The organism is Burkholderia aenigmatica (assembly GCF_048627025.1).
GTDB lineage: Bacteria > Pseudomonadota > Gammaproteobacteria > Burkholderiales > Burkholderiaceae > Burkholderia > Burkholderia aenigmatica.
In genome coordinates, this window is sequence record NZ_CP184468.1 from 870,523 (window position 1) to 891,541 (window position 21,019).

Annotated in this window: 16 protein-coding genes; 8 read left to right on the top strand and 8 right to left on the bottom strand. The window is 68.6% G+C overall.

Annotated features, from left to right (window positions below; all coding sequences use genetic code 11):
* Positions 1 to 5: 5 nt before the first annotated feature.
* From xdhB to ACN8ZM_RS04115, 3 genes are all read left to right on the top strand, one after another.
* Positions 6 to 2,360 (top strand): xanthine dehydrogenase molybdopterin binding subunit, encoded by a 2,355-nt coding sequence (xdhB, locus tag ACN8ZM_RS04105; protein WP_420210604.1) that lies wholly within the window; start codon positions 6 to 8, stop codon positions 2,358 to 2,360.
* A gap of 132 nt (positions 2,361 to 2,492) precedes the next feature.
* A complete protein-coding gene (gene xdhC, locus ACN8ZM_RS04110; RefSeq protein WP_420210605.1) occupies positions 2,493 to 3,110 on the top strand; it encodes a xanthine dehydrogenase accessory protein XdhC in 618 nt (205 codons plus the stop codon).
* An 88-nt stretch (positions 3,111 to 3,198) separates the two neighbouring features.
* Entirely contained in the window at positions 3,199 to 3,600 is a 402-nt protein-coding gene (locus tag ACN8ZM_RS04115; protein WP_420210606.1) for a nuclear transport factor 2 family protein, read from the top strand.
* 34 nt (positions 3,601 to 3,634) lie between these two features.
* Here the strand turns inward: ACN8ZM_RS04115 and ACN8ZM_RS04120 are convergent, their stop codons facing one another.
* The 3 genes from ACN8ZM_RS04120 to ACN8ZM_RS04130 all read right to left on the bottom strand — a co-directional run bounded on the left by ACN8ZM_RS04120 (position 3,635) and on the right by ACN8ZM_RS04130 (position 7,140).
* A complete protein-coding gene (locus ACN8ZM_RS04120) occupies positions 3,635 to 4,582 on the bottom strand; it encodes a LysR family transcriptional regulator (RefSeq protein WP_043189348.1) in 948 nt (315 codons plus the stop codon).
* A 379-nt stretch (positions 4,583 to 4,961) separates the two neighbouring features.
* Positions 4,962 to 5,600, bottom strand: a complete 639-nt coding sequence (locus ACN8ZM_RS04125; protein ID WP_301809487.1) for a DsbA family protein — start codon at positions 5,598 to 5,600, stop codon at positions 4,962 to 4,964.
* Between the two features lie 94 nt (positions 5,601 to 5,694).
* Entirely contained in the window at positions 5,695 to 7,140 is a 1,446-nt protein-coding gene (locus tag ACN8ZM_RS04130) for a TAXI family TRAP transporter solute-binding subunit (protein ID WP_043189342.1), read from the bottom strand.
* A gap of 430 nt (positions 7,141 to 7,570) precedes the next feature.
* Between ACN8ZM_RS04130 and ACN8ZM_RS04135 the strand changes: the two genes are divergently transcribed.
* The 3 genes from ACN8ZM_RS04135 to ACN8ZM_RS04145 all read left to right on the top strand — a co-directional run bounded on the left by ACN8ZM_RS04135 (position 7,571) and on the right by ACN8ZM_RS04145 (position 12,613).
* Positions 7,571 to 7,936 (top strand): BON domain-containing protein, encoded by a 366-nt coding sequence (locus ACN8ZM_RS04135; RefSeq protein ID WP_043189339.1) that lies wholly within the window; start codon positions 7,571 to 7,573, stop codon positions 7,934 to 7,936.
* A 136-nt stretch (positions 7,937 to 8,072) separates the two neighbouring features.
* Positions 8,073 to 10,163, top strand: coding sequence for a D-(-)-3-hydroxybutyrate oligomer hydrolase (locus tag ACN8ZM_RS04140; RefSeq protein ID WP_420210607.1), 2,091 nt, complete (start codon positions 8,073 to 8,075; stop codon positions 10,161 to 10,163).
* 614 nt (positions 10,164 to 10,777) lie between these two features.
* Positions 10,778 to 12,613: a S10 family peptidase gene (locus ACN8ZM_RS04145; protein WP_420210608.1), complete on the top strand. Its 1,836-nt coding sequence runs from the start codon at positions 10,778 to 10,780 to the stop codon at positions 12,611 to 12,613.
* A gap of 217 nt (positions 12,614 to 12,830) precedes the next feature.
* On the opposite strand, the gene ACN8ZM_RS04150 is transcribed toward ACN8ZM_RS04145, so the two are convergent.
* From ACN8ZM_RS04150 to ACN8ZM_RS04170, 5 genes are all read right to left on the bottom strand, one after another.
* On the bottom strand, positions 12,831 to 13,619 hold the full coding sequence (locus tag ACN8ZM_RS04150; protein WP_043189331.1) for a sulfite exporter TauE/SafE family protein: 789 nt from the start codon (positions 13,617 to 13,619) through the stop codon (positions 12,831 to 12,833).
* Positions 13,620 to 13,927: 308 nt separating this feature from the next.
* Positions 13,928 to 15,364 (bottom strand): DHA2 family efflux MFS transporter permease subunit, encoded by a 1,437-nt coding sequence (locus ACN8ZM_RS04155; protein ID WP_420210609.1) that lies wholly within the window; start codon positions 15,362 to 15,364, stop codon positions 13,928 to 13,930.
* Positions 15,365 to 15,500: 136 nt separating this feature from the next.
* On the bottom strand, positions 15,501 to 16,232 hold the full coding sequence (locus ACN8ZM_RS04160) for a DsbA family oxidoreductase (RefSeq protein ID WP_420210610.1): 732 nt from the start codon (positions 16,230 to 16,232) through the stop codon (positions 15,501 to 15,503).
* Between the two features lie 198 nt (positions 16,233 to 16,430).
* Entirely contained in the window at positions 16,431 to 17,225 is a 795-nt protein-coding gene (locus ACN8ZM_RS04165) for a helix-turn-helix transcriptional regulator (protein WP_043189322.1), read from the bottom strand.
* A complete protein-coding gene (locus tag ACN8ZM_RS04170) occupies positions 17,222 to 18,184 on the bottom strand; it encodes an ornithine cyclodeaminase family protein (protein WP_420210611.1) in 963 nt (320 codons plus the stop codon). Before ACN8ZM_RS04170 ends, ACN8ZM_RS04165 begins: the two co-directional genes overlap by 4 nt.
* Before the next feature lie 380 nt (positions 18,185 to 18,564).
* Here ACN8ZM_RS04170 and ACN8ZM_RS04175 point away from each other — a divergent pair, with 380 nt between their 5' ends.
* Complete coding sequence (locus ACN8ZM_RS04175) at positions 18,565 to 19,344, top strand: ABC transporter substrate-binding protein (RefSeq protein WP_089450007.1); 780 nt, start codon at positions 18,565 to 18,567, stop codon at positions 19,342 to 19,344.
* A 67-nt stretch (positions 19,345 to 19,411) separates the two neighbouring features.
* Entirely contained in the window at positions 19,412 to 20,656 is a 1,245-nt protein-coding gene (locus ACN8ZM_RS04180) for an NAD(P)/FAD-dependent oxidoreductase (RefSeq protein ID WP_089450008.1), read from the top strand.
* Positions 20,657 to 21,019: the final 363 nt, after the last annotated feature.

Consider the following 21,019-nt stretch of genomic DNA (forward strand, 5'->3'; position numbering starts at 1 on the left):
CGAACATGAACCAGCAAGCAGAACCGTTCCTGAGCACCCTCGACCCGCAAGCCGACGCCGCGCAGGTGCACGTCTCGCGCGCGCACGAATCCGCGCACCTGCACGTCAGCGGGCGCGCCACCTACACCGACGACATCCCGGTCGTCGCCGGCACGCTGCACGCGGCGCTCGGCCTGTCGGCGAAGCCGCACGCGCGGATCGTGTCGATGAACTTCGACGCGGTGCGCGCGACGCCGGGCGTGGTCGCCGTGTTCACGGCCGACGACATCCCGGGCGTCAACGATTGCGGCCCGATCATCCACGACGACCCGGTGCTCGCGAAGGGCATCGTGCAGTTCGTCGGCCAGCCGATGTTCATCGTCGTCGCGACGTCGCATGAAACCGCGCGGCTCGCCGCGCGCCGCGCACAGGTCGACTACGAGGAGCTGCCGGCGATCCTCACCGCGCAGGAAGCGCGCGCGGCCGAAACCTACGTGATCCCGCCGCTGAAGCTCGCGCGCGGCGACGCGGCTGCGCGGCTCGCCGTCGCGCCGCACCGCGAGTCGGGCGAAATGCTGCTCGGCGGCCAGGAGCAGTTCTACCTCGAAGGGCAGATCGCGTACGCGGTGCCGAAGGACGACGACGGGATGCACGTGTACTGCTCGACGCAGCACCCGAGCGAGATGCAGCACCTCGTCGCGCACGTGCTCGGCGTCGCGTCGCACAACGTGCTCATCGAATGCCGCCGGATGGGCGGCGGGTTCGGCGGCAAGGAATCGCAGTCGGGCCTGTTCGCGTGCTGCGCGGCGCTCGCCGCATGGAAGCTGCTGTGCCCGGTGAAGCTGCGTCCGGACCGCGACGACGACATGATGATCACCGGCAAGCGGCACGATTTCCATTACCGTTTCGACGTCGGCTACGACGACGACGGCCGCATCGACGGCGTGGCGCTCGACATGACGTCGCGCTGCGGTTTCTCGGCCGACCTGTCGGGCCCGGTGATGACGCGCGCCGTGTGCCACTTCGACAACGCGTACTGGCTGGGCGACGTGAACATCGCCGGCTACTGCGGCAAGACCAACACGCAGTCGAACACCGCGTTCCGCGGGTTCGGCGGCCCGCAGGGCGCATTCGCGATCGAGTACATCCTCGACGACGTCGCGCGTTCGCTCGATCGCGATCCGCTCGACGTCCGCTATGCGAACCTGTACGGCAAGACCGAACGCAACGTCACGCCGTACGGGCAGACGGTCGAGGACAACGTGCTGCAGGAACTGCTCGGCGAACTCGAAGCGACGAGCGACTACCGCGCGCGGCGCGCGGGCGTGCGCGCATTCAACGCGCGCAACACGGTGCTGAAGAAGGGTATCGCGATCACGCCGGTGAAGTTCGGCATTGCGTTCAACGTCACGCACTTCAACCAGGCCGGCGCGCTGGTGCACATCTACACCGACGGCTCGGTGCTCGTGAACCACGGCGGCACGGAGATGGGGCAGGGGCTCAACACGAAGGTCGCGCAGGTCGTCGCGCATGAGCTCGGCATCCGCTTCGGCCGGATCCGCGTGACGGCGACCGACACCAGCAAGGTCGCGAACACGTCCGCGACGGCCGCGTCGACGGGCTCGGACCTGAATGGCAAGGCCGCGCAGGATGCGGCGCGCCAGTTGCGCGAGCGGCTCGCGGTGTTCGCGGCGAAGCAGTTCGGCGACGGCAAGGTCGATGCGGCCGACGTGAAGTTCGGCAACGACTTCGTGTGGGTCGGCGGCAACGGCGTGCCGTTCGGCGAAGTGATCGCGAAGGCGTACCTCGCGCGCGTGCAGCTGTGGTCCGACGGTTTCTACGCGACGCCGAAGCTGTACTGGGATCAGTCGAAGCTGCAGGGCCGGCCGTTCTACTACTACTCGTACGGCGCGGCCGTGTCGGAGGTCGTGATCGACACGCTGACGGGCGAGATGCGCACGCTGCGCGTCGATGCACTGCACGACGTGGGCGCGTCGCTGAACCCGGCGCTCGATATCGGCCAGGTCGAAGGCGCGTTCATCCAGGGGATGGGCTGGCTCACGACCGAGGAGCTGTGGTGGAACAAGGGCGGCAAGCTGATGACGCATGCGCCGTCCACGTACAAGATCCCGACGGTGAACGACACGCCGCCCGAATTCAACGTGCAGCTGTTCAAGAACCGCAACGTCGAGGACAGCATCCACCGTTCGAAGGCCGTCGGCGAGCCGCCGCTGCTGCTGCCGTTCTCGGTGTTCTTCGCGGTGCGCGACGCCGTGGCCGCGGTCGGCGACTACAAGGTGAACCCGCCGCTCGATGCGCCGGCTACCGGCGAGTCGATCCTGCGCGCGGTCAGCGCAGTGCGTGCGGCGAAGGCAGGCTGAGATGAAACGGCTCTCACGCTCTCTTCGTTCACTGTCGACTGGAGTTGGCGCTTCAGCGCTTACTCCGGTCCCATGCACGGCTCCCCCCGAGGGGGTGGTCAGCCTCCTTGGGGCGGCCCGGCGGAGGCTGATATGAACGGCCCCGCACGCTCGCTCCGCACCGCGTCGACCCCGGCGTTCGCGTCGGGCACCGGCCAGCGCAACCGTGCGACCGGTACGCCGGCGCCGATGCACATCGTGCTGTTCGGCGCCGGGCACGTCGGTCACGCGCTCGTCACGCTGCTCGGCGCGCTGCCGTGCGTCGTGCAGTGGGTCGACACGCGCGACGAGCTGTTCCCGGACGAATGTCCGCCGAACGTGCAGCCGGAGCCGACCGACACGCCGGAGGCCGTCGTCGACGCGGCGCCGCCCGGCGCGTACTTCCTCGTGATGACGCACAACCACGCGCTCGACTTCTCGCTCGCCGCGCAGATCATGCGGCGGCGCGACTACGCGTACTTCGGGATGATCGGCTCGCGCACCAAGCGCGTGAAGTTCGAGCGGCGGCTTGCCGCGCGCGGCGTCGATCCGGCGCGGCTCGTGGAGATGGTGTGCCCGATCGGCGTCGCGGGCATCGTCGACAAGGCGCCGGGCGCGATCGCGGTGGCCGTGTGCGCGGAGCTGCTGCAGGCGCGCTCGGGCATGCCGGTGGCCGACGCGAAGGCAGCCGCAGCGGGGCGGGCGCGCGACGACGTGTCCTGCGCGCGGTAGCGCCGCGCGGCCAGCGCAGGGCCGCGCGTTTTTGCATACACTGCACGACGACGCGCGGCATCGGGCCGCGCCTTACCGTGCACGTGCCATGTCCGATCATCAGGTTTATCTCGACACGCTCGAATCGAGCCTCGTCGCCATCGAGCGCTGGCTATCCGGCCTCGATACCGCGCCCGAGGCGCTCGACGCGATGCTCGCGCCGTTCTCCGCCGATTTCACGATGATCCTGACCGACGGCCGCGAGATCGACCACGACGGTACGCGCGCACTGTTCGCCAAGCTCGCCGGCGCGAAGCCGGGGCTGCGCATCACGCTGTCGGACACGCGCGTGCTCGCAGCCGACGCGTCGCATGCGACGCTCACCTATCTCGAAGCGCAGCACGCGGCTTCGGGCGAACTGCCCGCGCGCCGTGCAACCGCCGTGTTCGAGCGCGACGCGGCGGGCGTCGTGCGCTGGACCCATCTGCAGGAAACCTTCTGCACGGCCTGAACTCGAGCGGCCGTGCCGCGCTTGGTGCCGCGGCTCAGCGCTTGCGGCTGCGGGGAACCGTCAGCTCGTCGGACACGCTCTGCATCAGCGCGCACAGCCACGCGATGTCGGTCGGGCGGTCGGGCTGCGGATGCGTGAGCAGGTAGCTCTTGATGCGCGGGAACGGCACGGGCGGCGTGACGACCACGAGCGGCAGCAGCTGCGCATAGTGCGTCGCGAAGCGGCGCGTCGTCGTGAAGATCAGGTCCGACTGCAGCAGCACCTGCGGGACGATCCCGAAATACGGCAGCGTCGTCACGATGCGCCGCGTGAGGCGCGCGCGAGCGAGGCCGATCTCGATCGCGTTGCGCTTGTCGCCGGTGTACGGCGTCGGCGCGACGTGCGCGGCCGACGCATACGCTTCACGCGTGAGCGGCACGCGTGCGAGCGGATGCGCATCGCGCATCAGGCACACGATCGTGTCGGAGAACAGGTCCTGGCGCGCGAACTGCGGGTCTGGCTTCGGCCAGTTGCCGATCACGAGATCGAGCGCGCCGGATTCGAGCGCCCCCGCGTGATCGAGCGCGGGATTCAGCGAATCGATTTCCAGATGGGCATGCGGCGCCGCGTCGCGAAAGCGCTCGATCAGCGTCGGCATGAAGAAATCGTTCAGGTAGTCGGGCGCGGCGACGCGGAACGTGCGCCGCGCGGACGACGGATCGAAGTCGCCATGCGGCGTCGCGATGAAGTCGACCTCGCGCAGCGCGCGCTGCGCGGCCTCGAGCAGCGACGCGCCGTATTCGGTTGGCACCATGCCGGATTTGCCGCGCACGAGGATCGGGTCGTTCAGCGTCTCGCGCAGCTTGCGCAGCGCGGTGCTGATCGCGGGCTGGGTCTGGTTCAGCCGCAGCGCGGCCTGCGTGACGCTGCGCTCGAGCAGCAGCGTGCGCAACACGCGCACGAGCCAGATATCGAGCGAGGCGGTACGGTCGTCGTCTTCCATCGGTTGGGGTGATTCAGGTGAAGCCAAGGGTCTGTTTTCAAATGGAACGTGCATGCGTTGCCACGAGAACGGCCGCTCGCGAGGCGTGCGACGCCGCGAATACTGACGTATTCGCAAGGAGCACAACGTGGCGAGCGGCCGTTCTCGTGGCAACCCCAAATTAACTATTTATTCCACGGGAATGCCCGAAATCGCCCGCATGGCGGCGTCGCTCGTCGCTTGTTTGGCTCGGCCAAACGGCGCTCCTCACTTCTTGCCTGCGCCCCGTAAGGAAGTCCCCTTGGGGGACGAGCGATTTCGGGCATTCGCATGCACGTTCCATTTGAAAACAGACCCTTACCTTACCGCAGCCGCGCGTTGGCGTGCGTGATACCGGCCATCACGCACGGCCCTTCGGCAGCGCGCTGATCCGCTTGACCTCGCGCGATTCGAGCCAGTTCGGCGTGCGCGCGCAATACAGCACCATCGGCAGCGCGTCCTCGCCCCAGAACAGCTGCTGGTTCATCCAGAACGTCGGCACACCGAACACACCGAGCGCGATCGCGTCGGCGTTGTTGCGGGCCAGTTGCGCGGTGGTCTCCTCGAACTCGATCAGTTCATCGCCGTGGCCGACGCCGACCCGCTCGCACAGTGCCGCGAAGCCTTCCGGCGTCGACGGATCGTTGCCGTCGCGCCAGATGAATCGGAACATCTCCCGCACGGTCGCGATATCGGCGCGCAGCGCGATCGCGAGGCGCAGCAGCTTGTCCGATTCGAACGGGTGCGCGGGCGGCATCTTGAAGCGGATGCCGAGCTGCTCCGCGCGAAACAGCGCGTGACGGTACGTGAACACGCGCTTGGCCGGCACGTCGGCGCCGGAGCGCTGCCCCCAGTGACGCTGCAGGTCGATCAACGACACGGCGACGGGTTCGAACGGCACGTCGGGCCACTTGTCATGCTGTTCGAGCAGCAGGTAGGAGAACGGCGACACGAAGTCGAAGAACCAGGCGGGCTGGGTGGTATCGAGGCCGGTTGTCATGTCGATCTCCAGTGGGTGGGGCGTGCGGCGCCTGGCGGCGGCCTCCATGTTACGCGGCGGCGCGCGCATGCGGCAATGATCGCGGATCGTCCGCTCACGCGGAACCGGGAGTCGCCCGGGGGGGATCGCCAGCCTGCGGCGGCGCAGTGTCGGCACGTGCGTGCGGCTGTCCACCGGCGCCGGGCGGGTTGGCCGTCGGGTCCTGGTCGTGCGCGGTGAGCCGTTCGCGCACGAAGCCGATGTGCTCGCGCAGCACGTAGAACTGCCCGGCATAGGCGAGCGGCATCTTCATCCGGTTCACCGCCTCCTCGATGTCGTCGAGCTCGTCGAGCAACTGCACGCGCTCCTCGGCCGTGTGTTCGCCGAGCGCGCTGCGCTCGAGCGAAATCAGCGCGCCGTACCAGCGGTAGATGCGCGAGCGCACGCGCCAGCCGTACAGCGACGGCACGAGCCGCAGCCCGGGGATCAGTACGACGATCAGCGGCACGGCCACGACGAGCAGCCGGTCGACGAGGCTCGCGACCCAGAACGGCAGCCGCCGGTACAGGAAGGTCTTGCCCGATTTGTAGTAGCGCGCGGCGTCGTCGGAGAGCGGGAAGCCGCGCGTGACGGGCGACGGGAATTCGCCCGCGTGCTGCAGGATCGTCGCGTGGCCGTGCACCTCGCGGGCGGCCTCGATCAGCAGGTCGGACAGCGCCGGGTGCAGCGAGTCGCGCGCGACGAGCTCGATCGTCGGCGCAACCGTGTGGATGTCGGCGGGCGGCAGGTTGCGGCCGAGATCGTAGACGCCCATCGGCAGCGTGATCGCGGTCAGGTACGGAAAGCGCCGCGCGTACGCCTCGGCCTGCGTGAACGAATACACGTGCACGCCCGGCGCGCGGAACAGCTTCGCCATCACCGGGATCTGCGTCGAGTCGCCGGACAGGAACGCCGCGTCGATCTTGCCGTCGAGCAGCGCGGTGGCCGCGTCCTCGCCGGCGGTGGGCAGCAGCTCGGTCGAACCGCCCGGCACGATGCCGTTCATCTTCAGCAACGCGAGGCTCAACTCGCGCGCGCCGCTGCCTTCCGCGCCGAGTGCGAGCCGCTTGCCGTTGAAGTCGGACAGGCGGGCGACGACCGGGCCACGATACATGATCGCGAGCGGCACGTAGCCGATGCTGCCGAGCGACACGAGGTGTTCGTCGCGCTCCTTCGGGCCGATGCCGCTCTGCACGAAGCCGACGTCGACCGGCGCGTTCGGGTTCGACAGCCTCGAGAGGTTCTGGGCCGACCCTTCGGACGACTGGACGTCGAGCGTGACGCCGTTCTTCGCGAGGATCGTCTTGTACTTCTGCGCGGCGTTCCAGTACGTGCTGCCGGGCGGCCCGGATGAGATCACGAGCGTGGACGGCGGTGCCGGCTGGATCAGCTTGACCGCGAGCCAGACGGCCGCGACGGCAAGCAGCACGGTGGGGCCGATCGACAGCGCGAGGTCGCGCCACGACACCGCGACGAAGCGGGCGAGGATGCGGCGAGGCGGGCGAGGGCGGGCTGGCTTCATGGGGGCGGCGGATGACGCTGGCGTGACGGATCGGTGACCGTCGTCGCGGACGATGGGGATTCTCGCGGCGATGGTACCCGGTTTCGCCGCATGTGCGCGAGTGGGGCGGCCTGGCGCGGCACCGCGGCGACAGTGGCGCGCGGCCCGCGTCAAAAGCTTTGCGCTTCCGCGGGCGCTGGATTACATTGTGCGACGCAGCCGCGCCCGATTTGCGCGCGACCCGGCACGCAATCAGACCGGGCGCGTTCGGCCGGCGGCTGTCCGGCCCGGCCGGCCCGCTTTTCGCGTGCGCCGACCGCCAGCCCGTCTCGCCTCTCTCGTATCGCCGTGGAAAACACCGGCTGTCCCGCCCGTTCGCGCGTGGGCCGGCTGTTTTTGGGGGTATCCGGCCGTACTGTGCACGGCCGTTCCGGAGTGATAAGGAGATAGCATGAAGTCGATCGTGTTGAGAGCGTTGGGCGTCGCCGCCGTGGCGGCCTGTCTGTCGGGCAGCGTGTATGCGCAGTCGAGCGATGCGGCGGCAACGGAAGCGCCCGCGGCCGCGACCAGCGCGCCGAAGGCCGCCGCGAAGACCGCGAAGAAGGCGAACCGCAAGCTCGGCTACGCGGTGCGCAAGGCGATTTCGAAGGAAGCCGGCGTGAACGTGTCGAACCTCGTCGTGCGTTCGAAGGGTGGCGCGGTCACGCTGGAAGGCACGATGCCGGCCCAGGATCAGATCGACAAGGCCGAAGCTGCAGCCAAGGGCGTGAAGGGCGTGACGTCGGTCGCGAACAAGCTGACGGTTCAGCAGCAGTGATGCCGGGCCGCGGCGCGCGAGCGCCGCGTGCGCCCGTGTTCAGGCGGGCCCCGGCATGCCGGGGCCCGTTTGCGCTTGAGAGGCCGCGAGCCGCATGAAGCGGCGGCGGACCGATAACGATATCGAGAGGGCGGCGATGACGAGACTCGGGTGGGGCAGGCGGATGGTTTTCGGCGCGGCGCTGGCCGCGGTTGCGATACTCGGCGCCTGTAACGGCGACGAGTCGGCCGAGCGCAACCGGTTGCCCGGTTTCGTGTCCGGCAGCGTACGCACGACGGCCTATGACGGCGCGAGCGACGACCTGCTGACGGCCGGCCTCGGCAAGACCGGCCTCGGCTCGGCGAGCGCCCCCGCTTTCGCGAATGCCGCCCGGCCGACGAGCGCCGAGCTGCGCCGCGTCGCGATCTGGTCGAACTATCGCGCGCTCGTCGACATGAGCGCGAACGGCGGCTACGGCCGCTTCTGGGGGCCGAACGTCGACCTCGACGGCAACGACACGCTCGGCGAAGGCAAGATCCCCGGCACCGAATATCTCGCGTATTCCGACGACGGCAGCGGCAGCAAGAACGTCACGCTGCTGGTGCAGGTGCCCGCCAGCTTCAATCCCGCGCAGCCGTGCATCGTCACGGCGACGTCGTCGGGTTCGCGCGGCGTGTACGGCGCGATTTCCGCGGCCGGCGAATGGGCGCTCAAGCGCGGCTGCGCGGTGGCCTACAACGACAAGGGCGGCGGCAACGGCGCGCACGAGCTGATGTCGGATACCGTCACGCTGATCGACGGTACGCTCGCCAACGCGGTGCTGGCCGGCACCGCGAGCCTGTTCACCGCGAACGTCACCAGCGGCGATCTCGCCACGTTCAATTCCCGCTTCCCGAACCGCTACGCGTTCAAGCACGCGCATTCGCAGCAGAACCCCGAGCAGGACTGGGGACGCGTGACGCTGCAGTCGGTCGAGTTCGCGTACTGGGCGCTCAACGAGCAGTTCGGACCGCTGATCGACGGCTCGCACCACGGCGTACGCTATCGCGCGGGCGACATCACGACGATCGCCGCGTCGGTCAGCAATGGCGGCGGTGCGTCGCTCGCGGCGGCCGAGCAGGATAGCCGCGGCTGGATCACCGCGGTCGTGGTCGGCGAACCGCAGATCAACGTGCGGATGGCGCCGAATGCGGTCGTGCGCTCCGGCGGCCAGACCGTGCCGTCGTTCGGCCGGCCGCTGGCCGATTACGCGACGCTCGCGAACCTGCTGGAGCCGTGCGCGGCCGCGTCGGCGTCGCTCGCCGGCGCGCCGTACCTGAGCGCGCTGCCGGCGGCGACCACGCAGTCGATCCGCACCCAGCGCTGCGCGACGCTCGCCGCGGCCGGGCTCGTGTCGGGCGCCGATACGCAAAGCCAGGCCGCCGACGCGCTCGCGCAGCTCCACGCGGCCGGCTACCTCGCCGATTCCGACCTGCTGCAAGCACCGATGTGGGATTCGCAGGCGATGCCGGCGATCGCGGTCACGTATGCGAACGCGTACACGCGCTCGCGCGTTACCGACAACCTGTGCAATTTCAGCTTCGCGACGACGAACCCGGCGACGGGCGCTGTCGCCGCGCCCGCCACGTCGCCGATGCCGGCCGTGTTCGGCGTCGGCAACGGCGTGCCGCCCACGGCCGGCATCGACCTCGTGTTCAACACGGGTGCGGGCGTCGACCACCGGCTCGCGACGCCCGATGCGAGCTTCGCGGGCGCGTTGTGCCTGCGCCAGCTGTGGACGAACGGGATGCTCGGGATGCCCGCGAACGTCGACGCGGTGCGCGTGAACGCGAACCTGCAGGGCAAGCCGGCAATCATCGTGCAGGGCCGCAGCGATGCGCTCGTGCCCGTGAACCACGCATCGCGCGCGTATGTCGCGCAGAACGGCATCAGCGAAGGCGGGCGCAGCCAGCTCGTGTTCTACGAGGTGACGAACGGCCAGCATTTCGACGCGTTCCTGCCGGTGCCGGGCTTCGACACGCGCTTCGTGCCGGTTCACTACTACAACCTGCAGGCGCTGAACCTGATGTGGAAGCACCTGAAGAACGGCGCGCCGCTGCCGCCGTCGCAGGTGATCCGCACGGTGCCGCGCGGCGGAACGCCGGGCGCCGCGCCCGCGCTGACGAGCGCGAACCTGCCGCCGATCTCGGCGGCGCCGGGTGCGAACGCGATCACGGTCGGCGCCGGCGCGATCGACGTGCCGCTCTGACGGCGTCCGCCGCGCCGCCCTCACCAAGCCGGACAGTCGTCCGGCTTTTTCTTTTGGGTGGTCTGGAATCGGTCCCGCACTGCCTTTTATCGGAATGGCGAGCGCCGTAACAAATTATTACTTTACGGTGGTAAATCGGGGCCCTAATATGCGCCGGTATTTTCACTTAATTTAATAAATTCTAGATACGAGGCATTCCTTTCCATTTGGTTAATCGATCCTTTCGATTTTATTAAATCGGCTCGAGTCGCGATTGATCGCAGATTTGCGATTAATCGGCACCTCGCCGAGGGGGATTGTTCGTCTGTTCGAAGCGAGGTGCCCTTGTTGGGCGGGCCTTGCGGGGCATGTTTTTGCCATCGATTTTGTGCAAGTGCAAATTCGTTGAGTGAATTCGTATTGCTGCGGATTATTGAATTGTCGTTTGCAGTGGAATGGATTTCATTGTGCAGTCGCAAAAAAATATGGGTGGGGTAAATCGTGCCGATCGGTATTTTCCGATCCGGTAAAAAACTCGGAGTGCGTCGCATAACGAATGCATTCCTGGTGCGGAGCGCCGGCGCAAATGATCCTTTGCGACCGGCGGTATTTATCGTTCTGTTCGAGAGGCAATAATGACGACACGGAAGTCCTTGAAAGACGGTTTCGCGCTATTCGGAACGACACTGAGCGTGCCGCTCGCCGCAGCGGCGGCCGCAGCGCTGCTCGTCACGGGGTGCGGCGGCGACGACGGGTCGAGCCCGGCCGCGGCCGCCAACGCGGCCGCGACGACGTCCAACGGCAGCACGTCGGCCAGCACCAACGCAACGAATGCCACGCCGGTCGACCAGCCGTACGTCGACAACGACGTGTACGGCACCGGGCCGAACGACGCGGTCACGGATTCCACGGAAGGGGCGGCCGTCGTGCACCGCACGGTCACGGTCGGCGGCAAGACCATCAACTACACGGCCACCACCGGCCACCTGACGACGATCGACCCGACCACGTCGGCGCCGAACGCGAAGATGTTCTACGTCGCGTACACGCAGGACAATCCCGATCCGTCGAAGCCGCGCCCGGTCACGTTCTTCTACAACGGCGGCCCCGGCTCGTCGTCGGTCTACCTGCTGCTCGGCTCGTACGGGCCGAAGCGCCTGCAGTCGTCGTTCCCGAACTTCACGCCGCCCGCGCCGTACAAGCTGCTCGACAACCCGGACAGCCTGCTCGACCGTACCGACCTCGTGTTCATCAACCCGGTCGGCACCGGTTACTCGGCGGCGATCGCCCCGGCCAAGAACAAGGACTTCTGGGGCACCGACCAGGATGCCCGCTCGATCGACCGCTTCATCCAGCGCTACCTGACCAAGTACTCGCGCTGGAACTCGCCGAAGTTCCTGTACGGCGAGTCGTACGGCACCGCGCGCAGCGCGGTCGTGTCGTGGGTGCTGCATGAGGACGGCATCGACCTGAACGGGATCACGCTGCAGTCGTCGATCCTCGACTACGCGAACGCGCTGTCCGCGCCGGGCACGTTCCCGACGCTCGCGGCCGACGCGTTCTACTGGAAGAAGACGACGCTGAACCCGACGCCGACCGATCTCGACGCGTACATGATCCAGGCCCGCAACTACGCGGACAACACGCTCGCGCCGCTCGCGCAGAAGCCGAACCCGCAGGACGGCGGCTTCGTGAACGTGCGCCTGAACCTGAACCTGCAGACCGCGCAGCAGATGGGTTCGTACATCGGCACGGATCCGACGTCGCTGATCCAGACGTTCGGCAACCCGGCCGCGCTCGGCAACGTGCCGTCGTCGGACGACAATCCGCCGTACACGTTCTTCCTGACGCTCGTGCCGGGCACGCAGATCGGCCAGTACGACGGTCGCGCGAACTTCACGGGCAAGGGCATCGCGCCGTACATCCTGCCGAACTCGGGCAGCAACGATCCGTCGATCACGAACGTTGGCGGCGCGTACACGGTGCTGTGGAACAGCTACATCAACACCGACCTCAAGTACACGTCGACGTCGTCGTTCGTGGACCTGAACGACCAGGTCTTCAACAACTGGGACTTCAGCCACATCGACCCGACCGGCGCGAACAAGGGCGGCGGCAATACGCTGTACACGGCCGGCGACCTGGCGTCGACGATGAGCGTGAACCCGGACCTGAAGGTGCTGTCGGCCAACGGCTATTTCGACGCCGTCACGCCGTTCCACCAGACAGAGCTGACGCTCGCGCAGATGCCGCTCGATCCGACGCTCAAGGCGCAGAACCTGACGATCAAGAACTACCCGTCGGGCCACATGATCTACCTGAACGACGCGTCGCGGACCGCGCTGAAGGGCGATCTGGGCAACTTCTACGATGGCATCCTGGCCAACCGCACCGCGCTGCAGCGCGTGCTGAAGCTGCAGATGCGCACGCAGCAGCTCAAGCAGCAGAAGCTGCAGCAGCAGGGGCAGTAAGCGCAGCGGGCGGCGTGCACCGCCCGCTGCAATGCGATGCGATGCGTGTCGCCCGGTTCGCCGCCGGGCCGTGCGCGGATCGCATCGCCCCGGATGGACGACAGCCCGATCGGCGCAGGCCGGTCGGGCTGTTTTTTTGTGAAGCGGGAGACGGGCCGGCGCATCGTGCGCCGGCGGAAAAGGGGGGGTAACTGCGGGTGAGGGGCGGCCGCGCCGCTTACGCGAGCACCAGCCGCACGCCGACCGCGACGAGCGTCGCGGCGAGCAGGTTGCGCAGCAGCCGCTCAGGCGCGCGCGCCGACAGCAGGCTGCCGAGCACGATGCCGGGCAGCGAGCCGAGCAGCAGCGACAGCAGCATCGACCAGTCGACCGAGCCGAGCAGCCAGTGGCCCATGCCCGCGACGAGCGTGAGCGGCACCGCGTGCGCGATGTCGGAGCCGACGATGCGGGTTGTCGCGAGCGCCGGATACAGCAGCAGGAGCACGGTCACGCCGATCGCGCCGGCGCCGACCGACGTCATCGACACGAGCACGCCGAGCACGGCACCCGTCAGCACGGTCGACCACAGCGTGCGCGCGGGGCTCGGCGCGAGCGGGTTGCGCGCGGCGAGCGCGGTGAGCTGCGGCCGGAAGATCAGCGCGAGCGACGTGAGCAGCAGCGCGACGCCGAGCACGAGTTGGATCATCCGCGCGGTGCCCGGCGCGTTCATCCCGTGCGTATGCAGCCACCACAGCGTGACGGCCGCGGCCGGGACGCTGCCCGCCGCGAGCCGGCCCGTGATGCGCCAGTCGATCGACCCCTTCAGGCCGTGGACGAGCGTGCCGGTGGCCTTGGTCGCGGCCGCGTACAGCAGGTCGGTACCGACCGCCGTCGCGGGGTGGACGCCGAACAGCAGCACGAGGATCGGCGTCATCAACGAACCACCGCCAACGCCCGTCAGGCCGACGAGGATGCCGACGAACAGGCCGGACAACGAGTACAGCAGATCGATATGGGGAAGCGACATCGGAAGCAGACGGTTATGCGGCGTTCGGCGGCGGCGCGTGGATCAAAGTCCGCCATTGTCGCAAAAGTGGCGCGTGGATGTACGACTGCGTTAAAAATCGGTGGGGAAAGCCCGTGGGGCGGGCATCCGGAGCGCGGGTGAAACAGGCGTTTGAACAGCGGCGGGGCGTGGTGGCCGGCGCGATCGCGCCGATCGGCCCGAAAGACCTGGAGAAGCGGGGGGCGGGTGCCCGAGCCCGGCGCGCGTAAAAAGGGCGCGACTGTGCGCGCCCGGGTTCGATGGCGGCGGCCGACGCCGCCGGCCACCGGTCAGTGCATCGCGGGGCCGACGCCTTCGACGGCACCCTGCTGCCGGATGCGCAGCGCGAGGCCGATCAGCGCGGCGGCGGCGGCGAACGCCGCGCCGAACGCGAAGGCCGCATGGTAGCCGCCGTTCAGCGCGACGAGCGGCGCGTGCGTCGCCGCAAGCACGTCGGTACGGGCGGCCGCGAGGCTCGCGAGCACGGCGAGGCCGAGCGCGCCGCCCATCATGAACGCGGTGTTGACGATCCCCGACGCGAGCCCGGAATCGGCCGGATCGACGTCGTTCATCGCGGCGAGCAGCATCGGGTTGAACGCGACGCCCGCGCCGATGCCGAGCAGCGTCATGCCGGGCAGCACGTGCCAGACGAAGCCGCCGTCGACCGGCGCGCGCGAGAACAGCGCGAGGCCGCAGGCCGCGATCAGCAGGCCGGCCGCGATCGGGCCACGGATCCCGAAGCGCATCACGATGCGCGCGGACAGCCCGAGCGAGAACGCGGCCATGATCAGGTTCGCCGGCAGGAACGCGAGACCGACCTGCAGCGGCCCGTAGCCGAGCACGCGCTGCATGTATAGCGCGGACAGGAAGAACCACGCGAACATCGCGGCTGCCCACAGCACGCCGATCACGTTCGCGAGCGCGACGTTGCGCGCGGCGAACAGCGTGAGCGGCATCAGCGGATGCGCGGCGCGCGCCTCGATCGCGATGAACAGCGCAAGCAGCGCGACGGCCGCGCCGATCAACGCGATGGTCTGCAACGACAGCCAGCCGGCTTCGTTGCCGCCGACGATCCCGTAGACGGCCAGCATCAGCGACGCGGTCACGGTGATCGCGCCCGCGACGTCGAGCCGCGCGGTACCGGCCGGCGCGCGCAGGCGCGGCAGCAGCGCGACGCACATCGCATAGACCGCGATGCCGATCGGCAGGTTGACGAGGAAGATCCAGTGCCACGACAGCGAGCTCGTCAGCAGCCCGCCGAGCAGCACGCCGATGCTGCCGCCACCTGCGCAGACGAAGCCGTACACGCCCATCGCGCGGGCGCGTTCGCCGGGCTCGGTGAAGAGGTTCATGATCAGCGACAGCGCGACGGCCGAGACGACCGCACCGCCGATCCCCTGCACCGCGCGCGCGGCGATCAGCATCGTCTGCGACTGCGCGAGGCCGCACGCGAGCGACGCGAGCGTGAACACGACGAGGCCCGCGAGGAACATGCGCCGCTGGCCGTACAGGTCGCCGAGCCGGCCGCCGAGCAGCAGGCAGCCGCCGAACGTCAGCAGGTACGCGTTGACGACCCACACGAGGGCGGTTTCGGTGAAATGGAGGTCGGTGCTGATCGACGGCAGCGCCACGTTCACGATCGTGCTGTCCAGCACGATCATCAGCACGCCGAGGCAGAGGACGATCAGCGCGTACCAGCGCTTCTCGCCGTGAATCCCGTGGGTCATGGGCTTGCAGCCTTCTGATAGTTATTTGAAAGGATGCATTGTAGACCCCATCGGCGCAGGCTTCCTGCCGGTTTGTGGCAGCAGCGAAGCGTAGTCGCGCGTCCGGGCGGGACGCGCGCGATGGATGCGACGGGCGTTACGAGCGCGCCGGCAGTGCGCAGCCGTCGGGGCCGCAGGCGGCCGCGTCGTCACCGTCGAGTTCGACGATGCCGTCGCGCCATGCCTGGTCGAGCGCCTGCGCAAACGCGTCGGCCGGCTGCGCACCCGACACCGCATAGCGGCCGCCGAACACGAACAGCGGCACGCCGCGACCGCCGATCTGCGCGGCGCGCGCGGCGTCGGCTTCGACTTCGTCGCGGTACAGGTCACTACGCAGCACGGCTTCGACGGCCGAGCGCTCGAGTCCGGCTTCGACCGCGAATTCGGTCAGCTCGGCGTGATCGAACAGCGAGCCGTGCTCGCAGAAATACGCGCGGTACAGCCGCTCGGTCAGTGCGTGCGCGCGGCCCGTCGCTTCCGCGAGCTTCACGAGCCGGTGGCCGTCGAGCGTGTCGCCGACGAGCGTGCCGGGCAGGTCGTAGCGCAGCCCGACGCTCGCGGCCGCGTCGGTCACCTGGTGCAGCATCTGGTCGACCTGCGCGGGCGACATCCGGTACTTGCCGCCGAGCATCGCCTCGACCGGCTCGACCGGCTGGCCGGGCATCAGCCGGTACGCGCGCAACGCGACGTCGACGCGGTCGGCGTGCGCGAACGCGGCGAGCGCCTCGTCGAAGCGGCGCTTGCCGATCCAGCACCACGGGCAGATCAGGTCGGACCAGATTTCGACGGTCAGGGTCGGGCGGGCAGTCGGGGCGGGAGCGGTCGTCATGGGCGGTTCCGGGCAGCAAAAAAATGTAACCGGGACTATATCACTTTGTGCTTCGGCGCTTGGGCTTGCCCGGGCGGCCGTGTGAAACGGACGCCCGGCGTATCACGAAGCATAGACACGGAAGCGGCGTCCCGATAGCGATTGCCGATGCCGGCCGCCGCCGCGCGTCGCGGCGAACCGGCCCGCGGGGCGGGTCGCTTACGCGTCGCCTTGCGTTTCCTTCAGGTGCTTGAGGTGCTTGTAGACCGTCGCGCGGCCCATTCCGAGCACGTTCGCGACGTAGTTCGCCGCGCTTTTGCCGCGAAACGCGCCCTCCGCATAAAGTGCTTCGACGAGCTCGCGCCGGTGCTCGCGCGTAAGCCCGTTCAGCCCGACCTGCCGTTCGTGCAGCCAGCTGTGAAGGAACGTGTTGATGCGCTCCTGCCAGTCGTCGCGGAACAGCTCGTCCGGCTGCGCGACGACACCCGCGCCCTTGATGAACAGGTCGAGCGTCGCGCGCACCTCGTCGAACACCGCGATGTTGAAGTTGATGCACATCATCCCGGCCGGGCGGCCTTCGTCGTCGAACAGCACGTTGCTCACGCAGCGCATCCGCCGGCCGTCCCAGTTCAGCTTCTCGTACGGGCCGATCACGCGCTCGCGGGCGGAATGATCGATTTCCTCGAGCGCGGAATCGTCGCCGACCTCGCGCTTCGACAGGTTGTTCGCGAGATACAGCACGGTCTGGTCGTGCAGGTCGTGGATCACGACTTCCGCGTACGGGAAGAACAGCGCGGCGATACCGTCGGCGATCGGCGCATAGCGGGTGAGCAGCAGGTTCTTGACGGGGGATTGCTTCTTGCGCATCGGGTTCGCCATCTCGGGTGGGCGGGGGCCGGGCAGCGCATCGGGCCGGCGTGCCGGCGCACCGTTGGCCGGCATGCCCGTGCGCCCGCGCGCGGCCGCCGCGGCGGTTGCGCCATTGTATCGGCCCCGCGCGCGCGTGCCGCTCATGCGCGCGTCAGGTGCGTGTACAGCGCGTGTGCGATCGCGATGTCTTCCAGCCCGAGGCCGATCGAGCGGAAGAAGGCATGACGGGCGTACGACGGTGCCGGGCAGGAGCCGGCGACGAGCGCGGGCAGGTCGCCGACGATCCGCGCGGCGTCCCAGCCGTGTTCTGCCGTCGCGATCTGCATCTCGCCGGCGCTCGCGGGCGTCGTGTGCCGGTAGTCGCAGTACACGTCCATGTCGGGCAGCCACGCGGGCGGGATCTCGTGTGCGCGCGCGACGTTCGTGCTGATCGACGTGACGAGCGCGGGGCGCGTGAGCATCCCGTCGCCGAGCACGGGCGTGCCCGACGACGTGCACAGCATCACGACGTCTGCGTCTCGTACGCAGGCTTCGATGCTCGCGGCGGCCCGGGCGCGCGGATCGAGCTGCGCGAGCGTCGCCTGCTGCGCCGCGTCGCCGGCGAGCGCGGGCGAGTACACGCGGATCGTTTCCCAGTCGCGCAATCCCGCCGTGTGCCGCAGATGCGCGAGGCCGACCGCGCCTGCGCCGACGATCGCGAGATGGCGCGCGTCGCGCGGCGCGAGGCAGTCGACCGCGAGCGCGGTCGTGCCGGCGGTGCGCTCGACGGTCAGCAGGCCCGCGTCGCACCACATCAGCGGCTGGCCCGTGCGCATCGACATCAGCGCGGTCCACGCGGTGACGATCGGCTTGCCGCCCGTCACGACATACGGCGACAGCTTCGCGCCGAACACCTGCGCGTCGGCGAGCGCGCCGAGATACGTGATGAAGTCGCCGGCCTGGTCGGGAAACAGCGTGAGCGTTTGCGGCGGCTGCACCGCGCGTGCCGCGGCGAGCGACGCGAACATGCTGCGCAGCGTGCCGAGCACGTCGAGCGACGGCAGGGCCGCGCGCACCGCGGCTTCGTCGACGGTCAGCGGCAGGGTCGGGGCGGTTTGCGTCATGGGGACATCTCCGGTCGGGGCCGGACAGGACTGTCTCGTTTGACGATGTCCGGCGGTGTTCGTGATGGACGAAAAGTCTAATATAGACAAACGAAGTCGGGAGAGTTTTTCTTTTCGAGACCCCATTTCGCCGCGTGGTGCTGAAAAAGCATCAATAAATCAAATGCATTCCGGGTGGTCGGCGGCATTTCGAGGCGGTGTATCGGGGCACGATTCTCGTATCCCCTATAGTCTATAGTAGACTTTGAGTCTATATTTCGCGTGCAGGATACGACGCGTCGCCGCGTGGCGGCCGCCTGCTTCGAATGCCGATCCGGCGCCCGGCCGAGGCCGTCGTGCGACCGATCCTCATCGCCTCAATCCAGAACGGAAGGACCGTCATGAACTGGAAGCTCTCCCTCTGCGCCGCTGCGGCGCTTGCCTGCGCGGCCGTCACGGCCCACGCGGATCAGACCACGTTGCGCTTCGGGATCGAAGCCGCCTATCCGCCGTTCGAGAGCAAGACGCCGGCCGGCCAGCTGCAGGGTTTCGACGTCGACATCGGCAACGCGGTGTGCGCGAAGCTGAACATGAAATGCGTCTGGGTCGAGAATTCGTTCGACGGCCTGATCCCGGCACTGCAGGCGCGCAAGTTCGACGCGATCAACTCGGCGATGAACATCACGTCGAAGCGCCGGCAGAGCATCGACTTCACGCCGGCGATCTACGTGGTGCCGATCGTGATGATCGCCAGGCACGGCTCGCCGCTGCGGCCCGACGTCGCGAGCCTGCGCGGCAAGCACGTCGGCGTGCTGCAGGGCTCGTCGCAGGAGGATTTCCTGAAGGCGCACTGGGCCAATGCCGGGGTGGCCGTCGTGTCGTACCAGGATCAGGACCAGATCTACGCCGATCTCGTTGCCGGTCGTCTCGACGCGGCCGTGCAGGAAGCCCAGACCGCGCAGGACGGTTTCCTCGACAAGCCGGCCGGCCGCGACTACCAGATCGTCGGCGAACCGCTGAAGGATCCGGCGACGCTCGGCGAAGGCACGGGCTTCGGGATGCGCAAGAACGACAAGGCGCTGCAGGCGAAGATCGTCGGCGCGCTCGATGCGCTGAAGAAGGACGGCACGCTCAGCGCGCTGTCGCAGAAGTACTTCAAGCGCGACATCGTCGCGAAGTAACCACCGCCGCGCGCCGGCCGCCGCGCCGGCGCGCGTCGCTTCGAATCTCGACGCAGTACGGGGAACCATGGATTTCGACGTCATCGTTCTGGGGGCCGGCATCGTCGGCGTGTCGTCGGCGCTGCATCTGCAGGATCGCGGGCTGCGCGTCGCACTCGTCGACCGGCGTGCGCCCGGCGAGGAAACGAGCCACGGCAATGCGGGGCTGATCGAGCGCTCGTCGGTCGTGCCGTACGCGTTTCCGCGCCGGCTCGGCACGCTGTTGCGCTACGCGCGCAACCGCTCGGTCGATCTCTACTGGGACTACCGCGCGCTGCCCGCCTATGCGGGCTGGCTCGCGCGCTTCTGGCGCGAATCGTCGCCGCAGCGGCTCGCGGCCGCCGCGCGCGACCTGTTGCCGCTCGTCGCGGCGAGCGTCGTCGAGCACGACGCGCTGCTCGCGCGCACCGATGCGCAGCCGCTCGTGCACGACGGCGGGTGGATCGAGGCGTTCCGTTCGCCCGCGCTGTTCGATGCGGAAACCCGTGCGCAGCAGCGCGTGGCCGACGCGCACGGGCTGCGGATGACCGTGCTCGATGCGCGTGCGCTGCGTGCGAGCGAGCCCGGTATCAGCGACGCATTCTGCGGCGCATTCCACTGGCAGGACCCGAAGACCGTGTCGAGCCCGGGCGGGCTGACCAAGGCCTACGCGCGGCTGTTCGAGCGCGACGGCGGCACGTTCGTGCGCGGCGACGCCAAGACGCTCGCGCAGGTGGGGGACGGCTGGCAGGTCGGTACCGAACACGGGCCGATCTCGGCGCGCTCGGCCGTGGTGGCGCTCGGGCCGTGGTCCGATCACGTCTTTGAGCCGCTCGGCTACCGGATTCCGCTGCGCGCGAAGCGCGGCTACCACATGCACTACCGGCCGACGCGCGCGCCGTTGAACGTGCCCGTGTGCGATACCGAGGAAGGTTTCGTCGTCGCGCCGATGGAAGGCGGCCGCCTGCGGCTCACGACCGGCGTCGAGATCGCGCTGCGCGGTGCGCCGCCGACCGGTGTGCAGCTCGCGCGCGCCGAACCGCTGGCGCGCGACGCGTTCGGCATCGGCGAGCGGCTCGATCCCGAGCCGTGGCTCGGGATGCGGCCGTGCACGCCCGACATGCGCCCGGTGATCGGGCCCGCACCGCGCCATCGCCACCTGTGGTTCGCGTTCGGCCATTGTCACCACGGGCTCACGCTCGGCCCCGCGAGCGGGCGCCTGCTCGCCGAAATGATGACCGGCGCGCCGACCTATATCGATCCCCATCCGTACCGGCCCGCGCGCTTCGGCTGAACGCGCGGGGCGCAACGACGCCGCTCCGGCCATCGTCGCGCGCCGCATCGCGCTCCGGTGGCGCGTTGCGGCCGTCACAGTTTTTCATTCTGCTATCCGTATTAATGGCGGCTACGCAATCGGAAATGATCTGCGTAATCGTCAAGAAAGAAATCGCGCGATAAATAAAATAAGCAAATTCGCGATTCGGCAATACATTTTCATTTCGCTGAAATACGTAATGGGCAGCCGGCCCTGACGAGATGTGGCACCGTCGGGAACGGCCGTTCCGGTGTCCCGCAGGATGTACCGGAACACGTTACTACGGGGCTCGCAAACGTTACGTTACATCCGCGCTCCGTCGACCTTTTTCGTCCGATGATT